At 67.1% G+C, this 17,388-nt stretch carries 16 protein-coding genes and 1 pseudogene; 7 read left to right on the forward strand and 10 right to left on the reverse strand.

What is annotated here, in order from left to right; genetic code table 11:
- Positions 1 to 73: 73 nt before the first annotated feature.
- Positions 74 to 2,149 (reverse strand): AMP-binding protein, encoded by a 2,076-nt coding sequence (locus ACIBK3_RS19330; RefSeq protein WP_323179402.1) that lies wholly within the window; start codon positions 2,147 to 2,149, stop codon positions 74 to 76.
- 416 nt (positions 2,150 to 2,565) lie between these two features.
- Here ACIBK3_RS19330 and ACIBK3_RS19335 point away from each other — a divergent pair, with 416 nt between their 5' ends.
- The 3 genes from ACIBK3_RS19335 to ACIBK3_RS19345 all read left to right on the forward strand — a co-directional run bounded on the left by ACIBK3_RS19335 (position 2,566) and on the right by ACIBK3_RS19345 (position 5,554).
- Positions 2,566 to 2,829, forward strand: coding sequence for an acyl-CoA dehydrogenase family protein (locus tag ACIBK3_RS19335; RefSeq protein ID WP_266586815.1), 264 nt, complete (start codon positions 2,566 to 2,568; stop codon positions 2,827 to 2,829).
- Positions 2,826 to 3,971 carry an acetyl-CoA acetyltransferase gene (locus tag ACIBK3_RS19340; RefSeq protein WP_266586817.1) on the forward strand — a complete coding sequence of 382 codons (1,146 nt, stop codon included), beginning with the start codon at positions 2,826 to 2,828 and terminating at the stop codon, positions 3,969 to 3,971. Before ACIBK3_RS19335 ends, ACIBK3_RS19340 begins: the two co-directional genes overlap by 4 nt.
- 215 nt (positions 3,972 to 4,186) lie before the next feature.
- Positions 4,187 to 5,554, forward strand: a complete 1,368-nt coding sequence (locus tag ACIBK3_RS19345) for a TetR/AcrR family transcriptional regulator (RefSeq protein WP_269646739.1) — start codon at positions 4,187 to 4,189, stop codon at positions 5,552 to 5,554.
- Between the two features lie 235 nt (positions 5,555 to 5,789).
- On the opposite strand, the gene ACIBK3_RS19350 is transcribed toward ACIBK3_RS19345, so the two are convergent.
- Positions 5,790 to 6,725: an amidohydrolase family protein gene (locus ACIBK3_RS19350; RefSeq protein WP_266586821.1), complete on the reverse strand. Its 936-nt coding sequence runs from the start codon at positions 6,723 to 6,725 to the stop codon at positions 5,790 to 5,792.
- A gap of 798 nt (positions 6,726 to 7,523) precedes the next feature.
- Between ACIBK3_RS19350 and ACIBK3_RS19355 the strand changes: the two genes are divergently transcribed.
- Positions 7,524 to 7,727, forward strand: a complete 204-nt coding sequence (locus ACIBK3_RS19355; protein ID WP_266588554.1) for a hypothetical protein — start codon at positions 7,524 to 7,526, stop codon at positions 7,725 to 7,727.
- Here ACIBK3_RS19355 and ACIBK3_RS19360 read toward each other — a convergent pair.
- Positions 7,724 to 7,801, reverse strand: a complete 78-nt coding sequence (locus ACIBK3_RS19360) for a hypothetical protein (protein WP_323179432.1) — start codon at positions 7,799 to 7,801, stop codon at positions 7,724 to 7,726. The two genes, ACIBK3_RS19355 and ACIBK3_RS19360, sit on opposite strands and share 4 nt — an antisense overlap.
- Here ACIBK3_RS19360 and ACIBK3_RS19365 point away from each other — a divergent pair.
- Positions 7,766 to 7,972, forward strand: a complete 207-nt coding sequence (locus ACIBK3_RS19365; protein WP_266586825.1) for a hypothetical protein — start codon at positions 7,766 to 7,768, stop codon at positions 7,970 to 7,972. The genes ACIBK3_RS19360 and ACIBK3_RS19365 overlap by 36 nt on opposite strands.
- 281 nt (positions 7,973 to 8,253) lie before the next feature.
- Here the strand turns inward: ACIBK3_RS19365 and ACIBK3_RS19370 are convergent, their stop codons facing one another.
- Genes ACIBK3_RS19370 through ACIBK3_RS19390 form a run of 5 tightly spaced genes read right to left on the reverse strand, consistent with a single transcriptional unit; the run spans position 8,254 to position 12,717 of the window.
- Positions 8,254 to 9,078 carry an enoyl-CoA hydratase/isomerase family protein gene (locus tag ACIBK3_RS19370; protein WP_266586827.1) on the reverse strand — a complete coding sequence of 275 codons (825 nt, stop codon included), beginning with the start codon at positions 9,076 to 9,078 and terminating at the stop codon, positions 8,254 to 8,256.
- A complete protein-coding gene (locus ACIBK3_RS19375) occupies positions 8,966 to 9,991 on the reverse strand; it encodes a thiolase C-terminal domain-containing protein (RefSeq protein ID WP_266586829.1) in 1,026 nt (341 codons plus the stop codon). Before ACIBK3_RS19375 ends, ACIBK3_RS19370 begins: the two co-directional genes overlap by 113 nt.
- Positions 9,991 to 10,992 (reverse strand): DUF2889 domain-containing protein, encoded by a 1,002-nt coding sequence (locus ACIBK3_RS19380; protein ID WP_266586831.1) that lies wholly within the window; start codon positions 10,990 to 10,992, stop codon positions 9,991 to 9,993. The genes ACIBK3_RS19375 and ACIBK3_RS19380 overlap by 1 nt, the downstream gene beginning before the upstream one ends.
- Before the next feature lie 46 nt (positions 10,993 to 11,038).
- Entirely contained in the window at positions 11,039 to 12,073 is a 1,035-nt protein-coding gene (locus ACIBK3_RS19385; RefSeq protein ID WP_323179403.1) for an LLM class F420-dependent oxidoreductase, read from the reverse strand.
- The gene (locus ACIBK3_RS19390; protein ID WP_329251292.1) at positions 12,070 to 12,717 is read right to left on the reverse strand and encodes a hypothetical protein; all 648 of its coding nucleotides are present in this window, start codon (positions 12,715 to 12,717) and stop codon (positions 12,070 to 12,072) included. Before ACIBK3_RS19390 ends, ACIBK3_RS19385 begins: the two co-directional genes overlap by 4 nt.
- 224 nt (positions 12,718 to 12,941) lie before the next feature.
- On the opposite strand from ACIBK3_RS19390, the gene ACIBK3_RS19395 reads away from it, so the two are divergent.
- Positions 12,942 to 13,856, forward strand: coding sequence for a VOC family protein (locus ACIBK3_RS19395; RefSeq protein ID WP_326670838.1), 915 nt, complete (start codon positions 12,942 to 12,944; stop codon positions 13,854 to 13,856).
- Positions 13,857 to 14,942: 1,086 nt separating this feature from the next.
- Here ACIBK3_RS19395 and ACIBK3_RS19400 read toward each other — a convergent pair.
- Positions 14,943 to 15,764 (reverse strand): annotated as a pseudogene (locus tag ACIBK3_RS19400) (transposase family protein).
- 184 nt (positions 15,765 to 15,948) lie between these two features.
- Between ACIBK3_RS19400 and ACIBK3_RS19405 the strand changes: the two are divergent.
- Positions 15,949 to 16,308, forward strand: coding sequence for a VOC family protein (locus tag ACIBK3_RS19405; protein ID WP_266586837.1), 360 nt, complete (start codon positions 15,949 to 15,951; stop codon positions 16,306 to 16,308).
- Between the two features lie 137 nt (positions 16,309 to 16,445).
- Here the strand turns inward: ACIBK3_RS19405 and ACIBK3_RS19410 are convergent, their stop codons facing one another.
- Positions 16,446 to 16,904, reverse strand: a complete 459-nt coding sequence (locus ACIBK3_RS19410; protein ID WP_266586839.1) for a transposase family protein — start codon at positions 16,902 to 16,904, stop codon at positions 16,446 to 16,448.
- Positions 16,905 to 17,388 lie beyond the last annotated feature (484 nt).

The raw sequence follows: 17,388 nt of genomic DNA on the forward strand, positions 1-17,388 counted from the left end.
GGAACTTGCAACCGCCCTGGCGTGATCGTGGCGACGCTCGCGGCAACTTCGAACAGCATGGTCTCGTATCGCATCAGACAGTTCCTGCTTGCGGGATTGCCTCGGTGCGGTGGAGCACTGCGTCTTTGATCTCCTTCTTCATCAGCTTTCCAAGGGAGTTCACCGGTAGTTCGGCGGCCGTCTCGAGCTGGACCGGGAACTTCCGCCGGTTCACGCCGCGCCCGTCCAGGAAGTCGCACAGCGACTGGAGGGAGGGCGGCTCGCCGGTCGGTACGATGACCGCGCAGACGCGTTCGCCGGTCTTGTCGTCCGGGAGGCCGATGACGGCGACCTCCCGGACGGCAGGGTGCTCGGTGAGGGCCAGCTCGAGTTCGCGCGCCGAGATGTTCTCCATGTTCCTGATGATGATGTCCTTGAGACGTCCGGTGACGATGAGGAAGCCTTCGTCGTCGATGCGTGCCAGGTCGCCGGTGCGGAAGTAGCCATCCTCGTCGAAGGCCTCCGAATCGAGGTTCGCGTCGACGTAGCCAGCCATCAGCGAGTTTCCGCGAACGCGGACCTCGCCCGACTCTCCTGGTGGCACGGGGGCGCCGTCTGGCGTGGTGATCTTGAGACAGACGCCACTGGGTCGGCCGTCAGCGACCGTAAGGTGCGCGAGGCTGTCGTCGAGGGTTGCCATGCTGATCAAGGGCATCTCGGTCATGCCATAGCCAGAGACGATCTTGGCTCCGAACGTCTCCATCACCTGCTCGTGCAGGGCCTTGGCGCGGGGGGCGCCTCCGATCAGGAAAGCCCTCAGGTCGGGGAAGAAGCGGGTCTCTGAATTCTGCCGCTGGACCTCCAGGAAGCCCTGGACGAATGGAAGACCGGAACAGCACAGAGTGGTACCGGCGGCCGTAAGATGCCGAGCGGTCTCGAGGGGCGCGAAGCTCTCGGTGACCACCAGGTGAGCCCCCGACCGTACCGCGCCGAGGAAGAACACCAATCCCCCGATGTGGGCGACCGGTGCGATGGAGGAGATGACGTCGTTCGGACCAGGCGACACGGCTGCGCAGAACGTTCGCGCGGCGGCGACGAGGTCGCTGTCGCGGTGGCGGGCTCCCTTCGGGACCGCCGTGGTGCCTGACGTGTAGTAGAGCCAGCGCACGTCGTCAGGAGCCGCCCCGCGGGCGCGGGGAAGCGGGGCGGAGGAGCCATGGGGAAGCGCTGATTCGAGTACCAGCGCTTGGAGACCCGGCACCCTGCCCTCGAGCCGACGTGCCATCGACGCATGGTCGTACCGTGGCTGGCTCTCTGGCACCAGAAGGAGGGCAGAACCCGCCTGCCGAACCATGAACTCGACGTCCGGTTCGCGCAGCGTTGTGACCAGCGGGTTTTGGACGGCACCGAGGCGCGAGAGTGCTACCGAGACCAGGAGTGCGTTGATCGTGGTCGGTAGTTGCCACGAGACGACGCTGCCCTCGCGAACACCTCGTGCGTACAGCCAGGCTGCGACGCGTTCGGCCTCGTCGGCGAAAGCCCCGGCGCTGAGGGTCCTGCCGTGCTCATCCGACACGAGTGTTGAGCCTGGATCAAGATCCGCACGGTGGACGAGTGACTCCCACAGCGTCGGCGACCATTGTCCGTCCGTCGCCGGCAGAGCTTCGGATGTTCCCTGCGTCTGAGTTCCTGCTGAACGCCCTGCCCTCATGTCTGCGTCGGCCTTTCGAATGTCATCCGGCAGTGTCGTGGGGAAGTAACTCCAGTGCAGTAGATAGGATGTCAGATCTTGGAACCGATGTGGTGGCCTCCCGGGACGTCCGGCTCCTTGGGAGGCGATGGTGGTCAGGTCACGTTCGAAGCCGGCGACCGAGCGGCTCACCGGCTCGATCAGCAACCACGTGTGAACCCTGCGCCGCCGTACTCGGCGAGTCGAGTCATCACCTCGGCCGGGCGCTAACCAGCGGCGGCACAGACCACGTTGATCTCTGCCACTTGCTCCGCGAGGACCGAGAGGGGGTCGAGAGTCGGCGAGCTGGTGACTGCGGCCGGTTCCGGGCTTTGCGGCAAGGGCATCCAGCCCTCGCCGAGTTCCGACGCACGTCTCCGTGCTGCGGCCGTTGCCGCCGAACCAGATAGGCGGTCCGCCCGGTGTGAACAGACGGGGCATCGCTCGCCCACTTGGAATATCGTAGACACTGTTGTCAGATTTGTCTTCTACTTGTGGCGTGCGACGAATGGGCGCCCAGGGCGGCGGCCGTGGGGGAGCTGGGCGTCTCGATGGCGAGATGAGTCGCCAGCCGTATGGTTGTGACGCAAACGCGGATCTGACAGTATGTATATCAAATCGAAGGGAAGTGGCCGGGGAGTCAACTGTGCCTGGGCACCGTCGACCGGTCTTCACGCGGCGGGCCGCAGACCATGAGCGTGCCAACGAACCTGCTGCACACGACCTACGCCGTCGGCCAAGGCGTCAGGTCGTCGTCTGATGCTGAACCGTCCGGAACGGCGCAATGTGCTTCGTCTTGCCGACCGGTGCCTACCAGGCCGAAGCACGCGTGCGCCGATACGGCGATGCACGGCGAGGTGAGCAGGTCCCAGCTCCTGTATGCCGCCGCCGAGTTCCGAGCCGGACACGGGGGCGTCGCCTATCAGGCCTCCGTCGCCCGCGTGATAGCTGCACGGGCGGCGAGTGACAACGCGCGAATGGCGATCCAGCTGCATGGAGGAAACGGCTACACCTGGGAGCACGACCTCCACCTTGCCGCGAAACGAGCAACTGTCCTGGCGCTCCAGCTGGGCAGCAGAGACCTGCACTTGTCCCGAGTGCTGGAAATGGAGGACGCGTGACTCGACGGGTAGCGATCGCGGGAGTAGGTCTTTCGGGCGTGGGAGACGACCAGCTGACCAACCCGTACGCGCTCATCAGCGAGGCCGCACGACGAGCTGTCGAGGAGGCCGGACTGGCTCCGAACGAGATCGACGGGTTCGCATCGACGGGTCTGGGCGCCCTTCCTCCGGTCGATGTTGCGGAGCATCTCGGTATCCGGCCGACGTGGATCGACTCGACCGCGGTGGGTGGTGCGGCCTGGGAGGTGATGGCCGCGCACGCTGCGGACGCGATTTCCCTGGGCAGGGCCGACGTGGTCCTGCTCGCCTACGGCTCCTCCTCCCGTTCGGACATCAAGAACGGTCTGCGCACGGCCACCTTGGACTGGGGGTCGCGAGGCCCGTTGCAGTGGGAAGCGCCGTATGGCCACACCGTCATCAGTAAGTACGCCATGGCCGCGCGACGACATATGTACGAGTACGGCACCACTGCGGAGCAGCTGGCCGAGATCGCGGTCTCGGCCCGTTACAACGCCTCGCTCAATCCGGACGCGACGTTCCGCGTTCCCTTGACGGTGGAGGAGGTGCTCGCCGGCAGAGTCATCGCGGACCCGTTCACAAAACTGCAGTGCTGCATCCGTTCCGACGGAGGCGCCGCGTTGGTCCTGGTGGCTGAGGACCGCATGCAGGATCTACCTGGTCTGCCGGTGTGGATACTCGGGACGGGGGAGGCCATCTCCCATATGTCGACGAGCCAATGGGAGGACGTGACGGTCGGACCCGCGAAGATCTCGGGCACTCTTGCATTCGAACGAGCCGGCGTCACGCCGCAGGAAATCGATGTGTGCGAGATCTACGACGCCTTCACCTCCATGCTCCTGGTGAATCTCGAAGACCTGGGCTTCTGCAAGAAGGGCGAGGGCGGGGACTTCGTCCAGGACGGCCGGCTGCGCGTCGGCGGGGCGCTGCCGACGAACACCGATGGAGGTGGCCTCTCCGCAATGCATCCGGGTCAGCGTGGGCTCTTCCTGATGGTTGAAGCGGTGCGCCAACTCAGGGGGCAAGCCGGTGCTCGCCAGGTAGCGGATGCCCGATTGGCCTGCGTAAGCGGTACAGGAGGATGGTTCTGCTCGAGCGGCACCATGATCCTGGGAGCCGACTGACGAGGACGCCATGACGGAACTGCCAGCCGGATGAAAGCGACACCTGTTTGTGTAGATGGACTCCGTTCCTGTTCGAGCATGAGTGGCGTCGAGTCTGTCCGGCCTAGCGGTGCCCTGGCTTGCCGCTTACCACTTCCACGGTCTGACACCCTATACACTTCAGGGCGAAGGCTCTCGGTCCGCTCGACAGTCGCTCAGCGGAAAGGAATCAGACAATGGAACGGCGTCCTAGTTACGGTCCGAACAGCATCACTATCGGGGACCGCGGTGCAACCACGGTCGGAAACGTCCTGCAGACCGCACTGGCGCTCTTTGGTGAAAAGGGATTCCACAATACGACGATCCAGGATATCGCCGACCAAGCCGGGATGTCTCGCGCTACGCTCTACCAATACTTCGAGAGCAAAGAAAGAATCTTCATCGAACTTCTGGAAGAATGCGGGGCGTCACTGCTGGACCTTGCTCGCCACCTAGAACCGCTCAGCGCCACGGAGCGAGGCTTCAGCAACCTTCGATGGTGGCTCGACCGATGGGCTGAGGTATACGAGCGGTACGAGATTTTGTTCCGCGAATGGTCGAATATCGACACTCCGGGAGCGCCGGTACGGCCCCTGGTAGCAAAATTCAATGAAACGTACAACACGCGGATAGCGGATTGGCTTTCGAGTAGCGGCGTCAAGGGAGTCGATCCCCGTGATGCCGCCAACATGTTGACGAGTCTGATCATTTATCTCAACTATGCGGACCATGCGAGCAAGGAATCCGGCAGCGGTACCCGGCTGCCGAGTGAGGAGCTGCGTTACTACTTCTCCGTATCACTGCAGCTCATGCTTTTTCCGGAGACTCCAGTGGACGTGACACGCGGGGATCGTACCGTGCCACGGGCATGGAAGAACCACCGTATCACCGGCAAACTTGCCTCCCGTGATCTGGGGCCGATGCCCACCCCATACTCAGACCGGGTCGCCGGCCTGACCGCTCGAGCCGTCCAAACGGTGAACATCCTGATGCGCGCAGGTGGGGAATGCTTCGCCGAGTTTGGATACCAGAAGACCAACATCGACGACATCGTTCGTACGGCCGGGTTCGCGCGAGGGACCTTCTACAAGTACTTCGACACCAAGGTTGAGCTACTGGAAGCCTTGGCCGAGATGTGTGCCCGCGACCTGATCGCTGGTGCGCTTCGCCTCGAACGTGTCAACGAGAATGACTATACGAACGACTTCAAGGAGTGGGTGCGCACCACACTGAAGGCGAGCAGCGAATATCGTGGGGTGATTCGCGCCTGGCGGGAGCGGAGGCCGGCAACCACTGCCATGGAAGGCATGCGCGCGCATGTGGCCACGTCCATTCGGCGAGCGCTCTTTCTGGCACTCAGCCGATCACGGCGAGGCCATCCCATGCACCTGAGCGCCAGCCGAATCTTTGTCGGCGGTGTCTTCGATCAATTTCCCGACACATTGGTGCTCCATTACACCGACCCGTCGCCCGAATATCTGGAGACCCTTATCGCTGACCTGCTGGACCGGGCGATCCTCGGGTTCACCGATGAAGCCAGGCACTCGCCCGGGCCTCGCGAATGAGGGCTCGCGCCCGGGGACGGGCCACTCGTGCCCCGTTCCGAACGCAATCACGGCGAAGGTTAGCCAGGACTGGGCCGAGCGCGCTGTGACAACTGGGGGCACCATGATGCCGCCGTATGTCTCGGCCGTGCTCAAACACCGGTCCCGCCGTTCACGGCCGACCTGAGTCAGTTGTCCGCCGCGTGCCAGGCTCCCGGCCATTACCGGAGCAGCCCCGCGGGCTGGGCTGCTCCGGTCAGGTGGCGAATCGAGGGAAGAGGAGTTCGGCGTTGCGGTGTTCGATCGCCTCGCGGTCGGATTGGGTGAGGTCGGCGGTGTCCAGGAGATGATTGAAGTATGCGGTTCCTGCAGTGCCGGCGTAGGGCCAGTCGCTGCCGTAGAGCACGTGGCCGGGTTCAGCGAACGAGGCCAGCAATTTCAGGGCGTCGTGGCCGGTCGACAAGGCGGTGTCGAAGTAAAAGCGTTTGAGGCCGGCCAGGATGGCGTCGGGGGTCGTCGGAGTGGACTTCGGCGAGCTGAGAACCGGGATGATTCCGGCGAAGCGCTGTGCCGCGTAGGGCAGGAATCCGCCCGCATGGGACAGGATGACCTTGACGTGCCGATGGCGGTGCATCACTCCGGAAACCACAAGGTCGACGGCGGTACGAGCAGTGTCGAACGGGAAATCGACCACCGCTGGGCTAAGGCCGTGGAGGGGTCGGAGTCCGGTGGCCGTGGGGTGGATGAAGACCACGGCCTGGCGACGATCGAGTTCTTCCCAAACCGGTTCCCACAGCCGGTCGCCGAGGTATATGCCGACGGCGTTGGACATCAGCACCACCCCGTCTGCCTGCAGGGTGTCGAAGGCGTAGCCGACCTCATCGAGCACGCTGGCGGGATCGTGATCAGCCATGGGCAGGCTGGCGAAATGTCCGAACCGGTCCGGGCGGTTCTTGACCAGTTCTGCGGTGAACTCGTTGATTTCCCGGGTCAGTCGGGGACCGCCTTCGTCGGCAGCGGACGGGAGACCTGGCGCCGACACTGACATCACCGCTGCGGCGACACGGTGATCGTCCATCCACGACAGCGTGGACGCGGCCGACCACTGCGTAGACGGGCCCGCGAAACGTTCGAAAGCGGGGGGAATCACGTGATGATGAACATCGAGCCGGCCCGATGTGGGTGTGGCCATTAGTTCTTCCTCTCAGTAACACCGACTTGTGACGCGACGTGGGAGCCCCCGAGTGCCGGCGAGTGCGACTGCCCACGGGATTCGCCCCGCGGAGGCGGGTAGCTCGGCAGTCCGCTCCACGACCAAGACCTTGTGTGGCTACCCGCCCCGAGCGTTTGCAGTAAGTTTTTCAGTAAGTATTACCGTAAGCATTACGGCACTACCGTACCACTGTGAGTCAATCCCGCAAGCCGACAAGGCACTCGCCTCCTGTGCTGGTGAGCCCCGTGTCGGCCGATGTCGAAGAGCTCGCCGTGGCCGCGGACGCCTTGTTCGCGGACACGGAGGACGCCGGCAAACCGTAGGGGGGCATCCCGCACGTCGGGGTCGTGCTGGTGGCGGGTCAGACTGTTGAGCGCCATTCTGGATGGAGCTGAGAGCCGGTCTTGGCGTCATTCCCGGCGGGAGCCAGGGGGATCGGGTGCGGCGAGGGGGAGTCGCTGGTGTGCGACGACAGGTGAACGCCCACACCACGCCGCCGGCCACCGCACCGTGGATGGCCCGCTTGGTGTTCACGGTGTCGCCGCTGCCCCGGATTGAGAGTTCCGGCCCTGGTGGTCTGTGCAGGCGGCAGACTGCAACACCAACTCCCCCTGCCCGGTGCCGGCGTGGCCGGGGATGCCGCCTGGATGAGCCGAGGACCGTGCCGTGATCATGGTGCCGGACGTGGCACAGGCCCGCGCGGATGTGGCCGCGGGCCGGCTGGCCTGTGCGTGCGGATGACCGTACGCCCTGTGGGGCTTCGCCCGGCCCCGCACCATCCACCAGGCCGACGGTGCGGGGCTGGTGGTCCGGCCCACCCGCGTACGCTGCCGCGGCTGCCAGGTCACGCACGTGCTGCTCCCAGCCGTCTGCGCGCCACGCAGCGGGTACGCCACCGACGTCATCGGCCCGGCACTGATCGCCGGCGCTCTGGGCGCCGGGCACCGCGTGATCACCGCCGAGCTGCAGCTGATCCGCTAACCCCATTCGTCGTCGGGTATGCCGAGGACGGCAGCGTCATGGACGTCCGGGAGACGCTGGAGCGCGGCTTCGATCTCGGCCGGGGCGATGTTCTCGCCACCCCGGATGATGGTGTCGTCGGCACGGCCCCGGGCGAACAGATAGGCGTCTGTGTCGAGATGCCCTCTTTGCGGGTGGCGAGCCAGTCGTCGGCGTCGGTGACCGGTCCGCTCCCGCGGAACTCCCCCGCGATCGGGGACCCCTGACGTGATTCATTCCGACGGTGCAGGGCGGGCAGGGCCAGCCGTCCCCGTCCCGGATCTCGACGCTGACCGACGGCAACGGGCGTCCGGCGGAGGTCGGCCGGGCCCGGACCTCGACGTCGGGGCTGCTGAGAGCCTCGCGATCTCGACCGCGCCGCCCCAGCGGTGCGGATGCGTTCCCACTGCGAGTCCTGCCATCGCGACGCTTCCTCTGTTGCGCAGTCGCGGAGCGTGGCACCGGCCCTTTCTATGCAGTACTAATTACCGTACGGTTTTCTGTATTTTCATCGGCCCCGGAACATGGGTGCCCTGCGCTCCTCGAAGGCCCGCCGGGCCTCCTGGGCGTCCTCCCCGATGCCCAGGCCCAGGAGGGTCACCTCGTTCTTGCAGGCCTGGTCGAACGACGAGTCATAGGCGTCGTTGATCTGGCCCTTGACGTGTCCCAGGCCGATCGTCGGTCCTGCGGCCAGTCGGTGGGCGAAGTCCGCCGCGGCGCTGAGCAGTTGGTCGTCCGGGACGCACCGGTTGGCGAGGCCCCACTGCTCCGCCTGCCGCCCGCTCACCGGCTCGCCGAGCAGCGCGATCTCCTTCGCGCGGACCGGGCTCAATGAACGCGCGAGCAGATACGCGCCACCGGCTTCGACGGGCAGCCCGCGCGTCACGAACACCTCGCAGAAGCTCGCCGACTCGGCGGCTATGACCAGGTCGCAGGCGAGTGCGAAGTTGCAGCCGAAGCCGTAGGCCGCGCCGTTCACGGCGGCGACGAAGGGCTTCTCGTTCTCCCAGACGTCGCGGATCAGCCGCCACCAGCCGTACCGACGGCCGTCCTCGCGGGCGATGTTGGCCTGTGCGCCACGCCGCCGCTCGGGCCTGATCTCGATGTGGTCCGCCTCTCCGAGGTCGGCGCCCGAGCAGAAGGCCCGGCCCGTGCCGGTGACCACCGCCGCGCGGATGGAGGGGTCGTCGCGCACCTCCGCGATCGCGGCGATCAGCGCGTTACGCAGCGATTTGTGCACGGCATTGCGCAGGTGCGGGCGGTTCAGCGTGATCCAGGCGATGCCGTCCGCGACCTTGAACTCCAGTCCGGCCTCGGAGAATTCGTCGAGCATGGTGTACCGCCAATCCGGTAGTGGGTGCGATGGTTGAGAACTGGGACGGGACGAGGGTGCCGGCGGCGCTGAACAGGCCCCCGATGCCCTGGACGAGATTGGTGCGCACGCCCTCGACGGGTACGGCGGCATCCCCGCGCAACTGACGCACTGCCCTGGATGGCGAACATGCCGACAAGCCGGCGTGCGTGTACAGCAGTCCGCCGCCGTTGGTGTTCATCGGCAGGGAGTCGCCGGGGCGGGTGGCCCCGCTCTCGATGAAGACGACGGCCTCGCCCCGTCCGACGCATCCGAGGTCCTCCACCCCGTAGAGGGGGATGCGCGCGTAGGCGTCGTAGACCATGAGTGGTCGACGTCGTCGGCGGTCAGCTCCGCCTCGCTCAGGACCGTGGCCGAGGTCTCCCGGAAACCGGACCGCGGCAACGTACAGCGTGAGCGAGAGCCCGGCTCCGAAGTCCTCGTCCAGCAACTGACCTTTCACATCGGTCAGTTCGACCCGGAACTGCTTGCGCGTATGGTCCAGCACGGTGAGCGGACGCAGCTCGGCGCCCTCCGCGCGGGGGTCCACGGCGAACAGCTGGACCCGCTCGCCCCGCACGGCCGTCACGAGCAGGACATCAGCGATGTGCGCGTCCAGCACATGCGTCTTCGCCCCGCTCAGCCGCCCTCCGGCGGCGTCGTCCGAGACGGTCGTCCGAGCGCCGTGCACGTCGTCCGACGCGAGCGTGGCGACGCAGGTGCCGCGGCCGCCGTGCTCCTCGCTCCACGCGGGGGCGGGCCACTTGCCGCCCGCCGTGGTGCGCTGCCAGGCGCAGCGTGCCTCCCAGGAGCCGGCATCGTCGCCCCACTTCTCGCGGAACCGCGGCACCTCCGCGTCCAGGAACGACCTGAGTTCTTGAAGCAGTTGCTCCATCAGTCTCCTCCTCCCGCGATACGGGCGCCGAGCGGTTCCACGAACCTGAGGAAGCGCAGGACGTCCGACAGGTGGGTGCAGCCGAGGGTGCCGGGCAGGCGTGCCTTGACCTCGCTGTCCGCGGCACGCAGGGACGTGCCCAGCAGGGCATGGACGTTGCCCGACGCAAGCGGGCACTCCGGGAACGGCAGGGCCCGCGGGGTCACGGTGATCGCCGAGAGCACGAGCGAGTCCCGGTCGGCCACGGCGTGCAGCTCGTACTCGTGCAGGGAGCCCTCGCGCCCGTCACGATCCACGTGGCTGTCCCTGAAGTACTCGTAGATGGCCAACTCCTGTCCTTGCGCGGCGACTTCGAGGATGCGGCGCCTGTGCATGGAGCTGGACCGTGAGGGGTGTTCGAGATGGAAGTCGGCGGGGTGGTCGAGCATCGCGGGGAAGTCGGGGGCCTCGGGCGTCCGGCTCAGGAGGTGGCCGCCGGTCTGTGACAGGCGGTGCGCGGTGCCGTCCGCGGCCCAGCCCGTGCAGACGCCGACCAGGGGCGTGGGCCGCGGCCGGGGTGGTTCGCCCAGCTCCGCGATCCTGCCGTAGCCCGAGACCAGTCGCACCGTCGGCAGGTCGTCGAGGAGGGCGGCGTCGAGCGAGTCGGGCGGCAGCCCCGCGTCCGCGAGCGCCCGGAGCCCGGCGCGAAAACCGCTGACGGTGGGGTGGCCGGTCACGGCTTCGACGACGGATCGCGGAAGCGGCGCCGTCAGCCGGGAGAGCACGGACCCGTTGTCGAGTACGGCGCTCAGGCGCGCGGACGCCGTTTCCGTGAGGCGGCCGTGTCCATCCACGACGGCGTCGCGCGCGGCAGCCCGCACGAGGAGGTCTTGGTCCCAGGTCGGATGTGGGGTCACCTGGAGGTCGGACGTGCGCCGCGCCGACGACGGCCGACGTGCGGGCAGCCGCGCGGCGACCCCGAACAGGGCGGGCGGCGTACCGCCCGCGGTCAGCTGCACCATGGATTCATCACCTTCTGTATGGAACTTCCAGTACGGCTGCGGCCGTTCACATCAGACGGCGCAGGATCTCGACCGTTTCGGCCGGTCCGGCGCCGCCGATCACCGTGATGTCGAGCGTGCTGACTCCCGACTCGGCGAAGGCCGCCAGCCGCTCGGCGATCCAGGACTCGGGGCCGACGAGGTTGCCGAGGGACAGCCACTCAGCGGGCACGGCGGCAGCGGCCTCGGCGCGTCGCCCGGCCAGGAAGTGGTCCTGGATCTCGGCGGCCTCGCGCTCCCAGCCCATGCGGCGGGCCAGCGCGTTGTAGTAGTTCGACTGCCGTGAGCCCATTCCTCCCACGTACAGCGCGATCCGGGAGCGGGCGGGGGCCAGGAGCCGGTCGGCGTCGAGGCCCTCGCCGACGGCCACGTCGACGTGTGCCACCACGTCTAGTGCACCGAGTACGGGATCCCTGCGTTTGGCACCGTCCCTCAGCGCGTCGCCGAAGGCCCGGTCGGCGCGCTCGGGCACGAAGAAGAAGGGCAGCCAGCCGTCGGCCGTCTCGGCGGCCGCGGTGACCGACCGGTCGCCGAGCGCCGCCCAGTACACCGGGATCGCGGGACGGACCGGCTGGTTGACGAGCTTCAGCGGTCTGCCGCGCTCGGTCAGCGGGACGGTGACGGTGCGGCCCTCATAGCGCAGAGGCTCGCGCCGCCACACCATGCGGCAGACGTCGATGGTCTCGCGGATCCGGGTGAGCGGCCGGTCGTAGCCGACCCCGTGGAAGCCCTCGACGACCTGGGGTCCGGACGAGCCGAGGCCGAGCGAGAACCGGCCGCCGCTGAGGTGGTCGCAGCCCGCGGCCGTCATCGCGAGCAGGGCGGGGCTGCGGCTGAACACGTTGAGAATCGCCGTACCGAGCCGGATACCCGCAGTGTGCGCGGCGAGGAATCCGATCGCGGACACGGCGTCGAAACTGTAACCCTCCTGGATCCACATGCCGTCGACGCCCGCTGACTCCAGCGCGCGGATCTCGGGCAGCAGGGCTAGGACGTCCTGTGTGTAGTCCAGGGTCACCGACAGGTCCATGGTGCGGCTCATTTCTCCGACAACCCCTCTCTGAGGACGACGACCTCCGGGTCCGGCAGGGTCTCCTCCACCGGACTGACGAGCACGAGGAACCGCAGGATCAGCAGGGTCACCAGAGAGCACATGGCAGCCGCCGCGAAAGCGGACCGGTAGCCGCCGACAGTGGCGGCGATGCCTCCGACGAACTGCCCGCCGGATCCGGTCGCGATGTCGAAGAACGCCGTGAACGTGAAGGGGCGCGCGGACGTTCGTCGTCGGAGACACGGTTGAGCGTCAGGGCCGGCAGCCCCGGGCACTGGAGCGCGATACCGATGCCCAGCGGCACGAGGCTCACGCAGATGCCCCAGACCGCCGCAGTGGCGGCGGAACCGGTGACGCCGAGGCAGATCAGCACCGTCGCCGTCCATCCGGTCCTGGCCGGTCCCATACGGTGCGGGACGTTGCCGCCGATGCACACCAGGAGGACGACCACCGCGTAGAAACAGGAAGAGTCGCTGCGTGCCCGACGCGCGCAGGTCGTCGACGAACAGGGTGCGCCGGGGCACGAACGGGCGGATGGCGATTGATGCCATGGCCATGACGCCTCCGACAATCCCGACGGCGAGATCCGTGCCGTGCGGTCGGTCCATTCCGCGAGCGAAGAAGAAGCACAGCACCGCAAGAAAGCCTGATGAAGCTTCCCCAGAGCAGCCTGGGTGGCGTCGCCTCCATCGCTGTCCTGTCGCCACCCTTCATTCGAGCTCGCGCTGACTGTCCGCATCCTTGCAGGACAACATACCGTAAGCAATACGGTATGGTATTTGATTGGTGATGACAGCCACCGTGCGTCACATCAACGCCCTATGTCAGCAACCGATCCCAGCGCTTCAAGGAGAGGCCGATGAACGCTGCACCGATCGTGGGAACTCCGGTGGTACGACCCGGGCACTTCCATCGACTGGGCATCGCATGCGAGCCCCGCCAGCACATGGACGCGTGGCTGCGCCGCGTGCTCGGGGCCCGGCCGCTCCAGGTACGGACGCGTCAGGTGCACGGCCTCCCGATAGACACCCAGGACGGCAACCACTGGCAGGAGTCGGGTGTCGACATCCAGCTCCTGCGGCTCGGCCAGGACCCCGTCGCGCTGTTCACGGCGACGGCCGCCTCGGGGCCGCTGGGGCGCTACGTAGCGCGCTACGGTCCCGGGCTGCACTCGGTCGCCTGGACGATCGACGACCTGTGGGCGGCGGAGACGCTGCTGCGGCGCAGGAATGTACGGATCACCGGGGCTGATGTGCCGGGGCGGCATTTCTTCATGCATCCGGCGGACACATCGGGGCTGTTGGTCGAGTGGACGGACAGCGAGTTCGTCGACGACTCACGCGGCGGCGAGCCGACGGTCGACGGCCGGCCGGGACTCGTCGACGTACGGGGTGTCGCCTGGCTGACGGTGACCGTGCGCGACGCCCGAAAGAGCGCGGAGCTGCTCGCCTCGCTCATGGAGATGGCACCGGCTCCGGGACACCCGGTCGGGCAACACGAGGACTCCGTCGATCTACGCATCGGCGGCGTGACGGTACGCCTCGTGTCACCCCTCAGCGGCCGCAGTCGGTACGCCGAGGCCCTGGAGCGGCACGGCGAGCGGCTGCACGGCGTGTGCCTCGTGGTGGACGAACTCGACACCGCACTGGGACAGTTGGAGGACGAGGGCGTGACGGTCGTCGAGCGTGCGGGGCCTCAGGCGTGGACGGATCCCGCGAGCACGCTCGGCCTGCCGCTGGAGTGGATCGACCGGCGGGCCCTGCCGGCCGGATGAGCGCGCTACCCGTGTGGAGCCTGATCTCGTCCACCGGGCCCCACTCCAGGGCGCGTCGAGCACGGGCCAGGAACGCGGTGCGCCACCGCCCGGCCCGGCGACGAGCCGGACCGTGCCGCCCGCGCCGGGGATCAGCCCCATCGCGATCTCGGGCAGCCGGACGCGGATGTCGGGATCGGCCGGGACCAGGGAGGCGAAGGACGGCACTGCGATCCCCGCGCCGATGAACGTCCGGACAACCGGGCCAGGAGTGCGGCGGTGCTCCCGGCGGTACTCATCGCATGCGAGCGGACCGGGTCGGGCCCGGTGTCGGACTCGGCCAGGTCGCCTCCGCTGCAGAAGTCCCCGCCCGCTGCCGCCCGAGCCCCAAACCACGAGAGGGTCTATGAGTAATGATGGACACCACAGCCGGAGATACCCCTGCTCCGGAACCGAGCGATGACACTGAAAAGCACTATGGGCACATTCCCGATCGGAAGGCCTGGGATATCGCTCTGGGCGGCGACGTCAGCACCGATCTCGACTTTCAGGTGTTCACAGGTGGGCGCGCACCCGAGGCTAGGAGGGTCGAGGCCCTTGTCCGAACGCCGGAAGTGGGTCTGTACCGGGCGCGCTACCGGGCGGGAGGCGGCGAGAACGGGTTGCACTCTCACCCCGGCGACTCAATCTGGCTGGTACTGGCGGGCTCTGTGCAGTTCTACGCCGAAAAGTCCAGGCTAGTCGCCGACCTCGGACCGGGGGGCGGCGTCATGATTCCTTCAGGCGCGACTTACCGATTCCAATGCACCCTGGATAGCGAAGTCGTCCGGTTCGCGGGCCCGCCACCGCCGCCAAGAGCACAAGCTTAGAGCGTTCTTCATCCGCGAAGCAGACTCGAAGGCCGAGGATCGGGGCGATCAGAGCTGACGAGCCTTCAACGCAACATCCGCTCACTGCGCGAATCTCTTCTTGCTGATGAGTTGACGTGGAACGGTGTTGTTGTGGAACGGTGTTGGTGTCGGCGGCAGTGGGTTGTCGGTGCACTTTGATTCCCGTCGGCTCATTGAACCCTTCTCGGTAACGTCTCGTGACGGTTCGTGATCTTCGTCAGGCGGTGCGGCCGTGTTCCAGCTGGAGCAGGACGAGGGCGGCTCGGGCGATCCGGGTGATGCCGCTGGGGTCGAGGCTGGCCCGGCGCAGGGCCTTGAAGGTGACCTTGAGCAGGGCGTTGGCCCGCTCGGCGACCGCATGGACGCCTCGGATGACCGAGTTGAATGCCTGCTGCTCGTCGTCGAGTTCGCTGCCGTTGGGCCTCTTGACCGGGTGGCGGAAGCCGTCGCCGGCGTTCTCGTAGCCGAGGTCTGTCAGGGTGGGAATGTCCAGGGTGGAGGCGAGCCGGTTGAGGGCGTCGACCAGGCCGTGGGTGCGGGCGCAGGTGGTGTCATGCTCGCGGCCGGGGCGGACCGGGGAGACCCAGATCGGCCAGCCGTCGGGGGCGGAGACAACCTGGACGTTGCCGCCGTGGTGCTTGTGCTTCCCGGACCACCAGAGGTCGGCGCCTTTGGGGCCGGGGGCGGCGACGCGGTCAGTACGGGTGACGGTGCCGTCCAGGTTGAGATGGGTGTAGCCGGCGGCCGCCGCCCGTTCCAGCGCGGTGCACAGATCCGGGGCGTGGTCGGCGAGCACGGTCAGCCCTTCGTGCACGTAGCGGTACGCGGTGGGCACCGAGACCCCGTTGTCCCGGGCGAGTTGGGCCAGCCGGGTCCCATCGACGAACCACCGCAGCACCAGGACACCCTGCTAGACGCCCAGAGCGCGGGTCCCCCTGCGGGTGCCGAGCCGTTCCCGGTGCTTGCGCAAGAGCTGGGCGAGAGTCTCGGCGGTCTCCCTGCCGACGTCGAGTGTTGCGGTGTAGGTGATACTGGTCAACGCGTGAAGCCTCTGGGTTCCGGAACGTGATCTTCGCAGACCTGTTCCTACCAGGGGCTTCTCGCGTATCTGATGCCGGGTCAGGCCCGTCTGATGGCCCTGGTCAGCCAGGAAGATCGCGGATCTGTCGGACGGGCGGCGTGGCCAATACTCTGAGCCCCATCCGCACTACCTGGGGAGAGTCATGACAAGTAGGTTCACCGAGTTGGCCGTTGACTGCCACGATCCGGAGAGGCTCGCGGCCTTCTGGTGCGAGGTCCTGGACTTCAAGGTGATCGACCGGAGCGAGGGCAAGGTCGAGATCGGCTCCTGGATGCCGACCATCGAGGATGTTCGGGCCCGCCAGATGCCGCCCACCCTGCTGTTCATCCAGGTACCTGAGGGCAAGACCGTGAAGAACCGGCTTCACCTCGACGTCAGCCCGATCGACGGCAGCACCGAGGATGAGGTGACCAGATTGCTCGGCCTCGGCGCCACCAAGACGGATGTGGGCCAGGGGTCAGACCGAAACTGGGTGGTCATGGCCGATCCCGAGGGCAACTAGTTCGACGTCGTACGCACCCTGGCACCGCAGAACTAGGCCGCGAGCGGACACCCGCACCCCGTCACACACCGCAACCGTCACGTTGCCGAGAAGACCTCATTGAGCCTTTCCCAGTAACAGATCATGACGTTGTGCGATCAGGTGGTGAGGTTGTGCTCGAGTTGGAGCAGGACGAGAGCTGCGGCGGCGATCTGTGTGATGCGGCTGGGGTCGAGGCTGACCATGCGCAGGGCCTTGAAGGTCGTCTTGAGCAGGGAGTTGGCACGCTCACAGACGCCGTGGATGCCGCAGATGACCGTGTTGTACGCCTGTTGCTCTGCGGTCAGCGCGCTCTGGCGGGTTTCTTGACGGGGTGAGGGAAACTGCCGCCGGTGTTTTCGTAGCCGAGGTCGACCAGGGTCGGCATGTCCAGCTCGGCCGGCCGTCCAGGGTGGAGATGACCTGTGCGTTTCCACCATGGTGCTGCGTTTTCCGGACCCCCAGAGGTCTGCGCCGTTGGGGCCCGGAGCGGCGGCGTGGTCGGTGCGGATGACAGTTCCGTCGAGGTTCACATGCGTCAGCCCGGCCGCCTTCGCCAACGCCGCGACACCCACCACGCCCCCGAACATGGGAACGGGTCACGGACGGTCCGCAGCCGTCACGTTGAGTCGAACACGGGCGTGTCGGGCGATGGTGTACTCGTCGAATCCCGCACACCGCCGCAGCAGGCGCAGCAGGCGCGGGCGGTCTTCGACATCGAGGTCGGGATGGTCGACGGCATGCCGGACGGCCGCATAGAGGAGCCGTTGCCGTTTGCCGAGAATCCGGCCCCAGTCGGCACTTGTGTAGTTCAGCTCCCAAGCGACGCTGGGTCTGAAGTCGGCGTGGTAGAGCTCGCGGCCCCAGCGCAGAAACGAACTCCGCGCGCGGTTCCCGGTTCACCGGTGCGGGCGTGCTTCGCACGAACAGCCAGAATTCGTTCAGCCGGCCGTCCGCGAGCAGAACACGTTGCCGCCCGGCTGCGCGGCGGCTCCCGCCGGACTGCTGCGGGCGATGGTTCGCGGAAGACCCAGGGTCTTCATGGGGCGCCTGTAGGCGCAG

This window comes from Streptomyces sp. NPDC050287 (assembly GCF_044459385.1).
Lineage (GTDB): Bacteria > Actinomycetota > Actinomycetes > Streptomycetales > Streptomycetaceae > Streptomyces.

Bases quoted from the DNA above. Each gene is read 5' to 3' on its own strand.
- ACIBK3_RS19345 (WP_269646739.1), top strand. From the start codon at position 4,187: ATGGAACGGCGTCCTAGTTACGGTCCGAACAGCATCACTATCGGGGAC.
- ACIBK3_RS19395 (WP_326670838.1), top strand. From the start codon at position 12,942: ATGAACGCTGCACCGATCGTGGGAACTCCGGTGGTACGACCCGGGCAC.
- ACIBK3_RS19375 (WP_266586829.1), bottom strand. From the start codon at position 9,991: ATGGAGCAACTGCTTCAAGAACTCAGGTCGTTCCTGGACGCGGAGGTG.
- ACIBK3_RS19380 (WP_266586831.1), bottom strand. From the start codon at position 10,992: ATGGTGCAGCTGACCGCGGGCGGTACGCCGCCCGCCCTGTTCGGGGTC.
- ACIBK3_RS19350 (WP_266586821.1), bottom strand. From the start codon at position 6,725: ATGGCCACACCCACATCGGGCCGGCTCGATGTTCATCATCACGTGATT.
- ACIBK3_RS19385 (WP_323179403.1), bottom strand. From the start codon at position 12,073: ATGAGCCGCACCATGGACCTGTCGGTGACCCTGGACTACACACAGGAC.
- ACIBK3_RS19330 (WP_323179402.1), bottom strand. From the start codon at position 2,149: ATGCCCCGTCTGTTCACACCGGGCGGACCGCCTATCTGGTTCGGCGGC.
- ACIBK3_RS19370 (WP_266586827.1), bottom strand. From the start codon at position 9,078: ATGCTCGACGAATTCTCCGAGGCCGGACTGGAGTTCAAGGTCGCGGAC.
- ACIBK3_RS19365 (WP_266586825.1), top strand. From the start codon at position 7,766: ATGGACGTCCGGGAGACGCTGGAGCGCGGCTTCGATCTCGGCCGGGGC.
- ACIBK3_RS19405 (WP_266586837.1), top strand. From the start codon at position 15,949: ATGACAAGTAGGTTCACCGAGTTGGCCGTTGACTGCCACGATCCGGAG.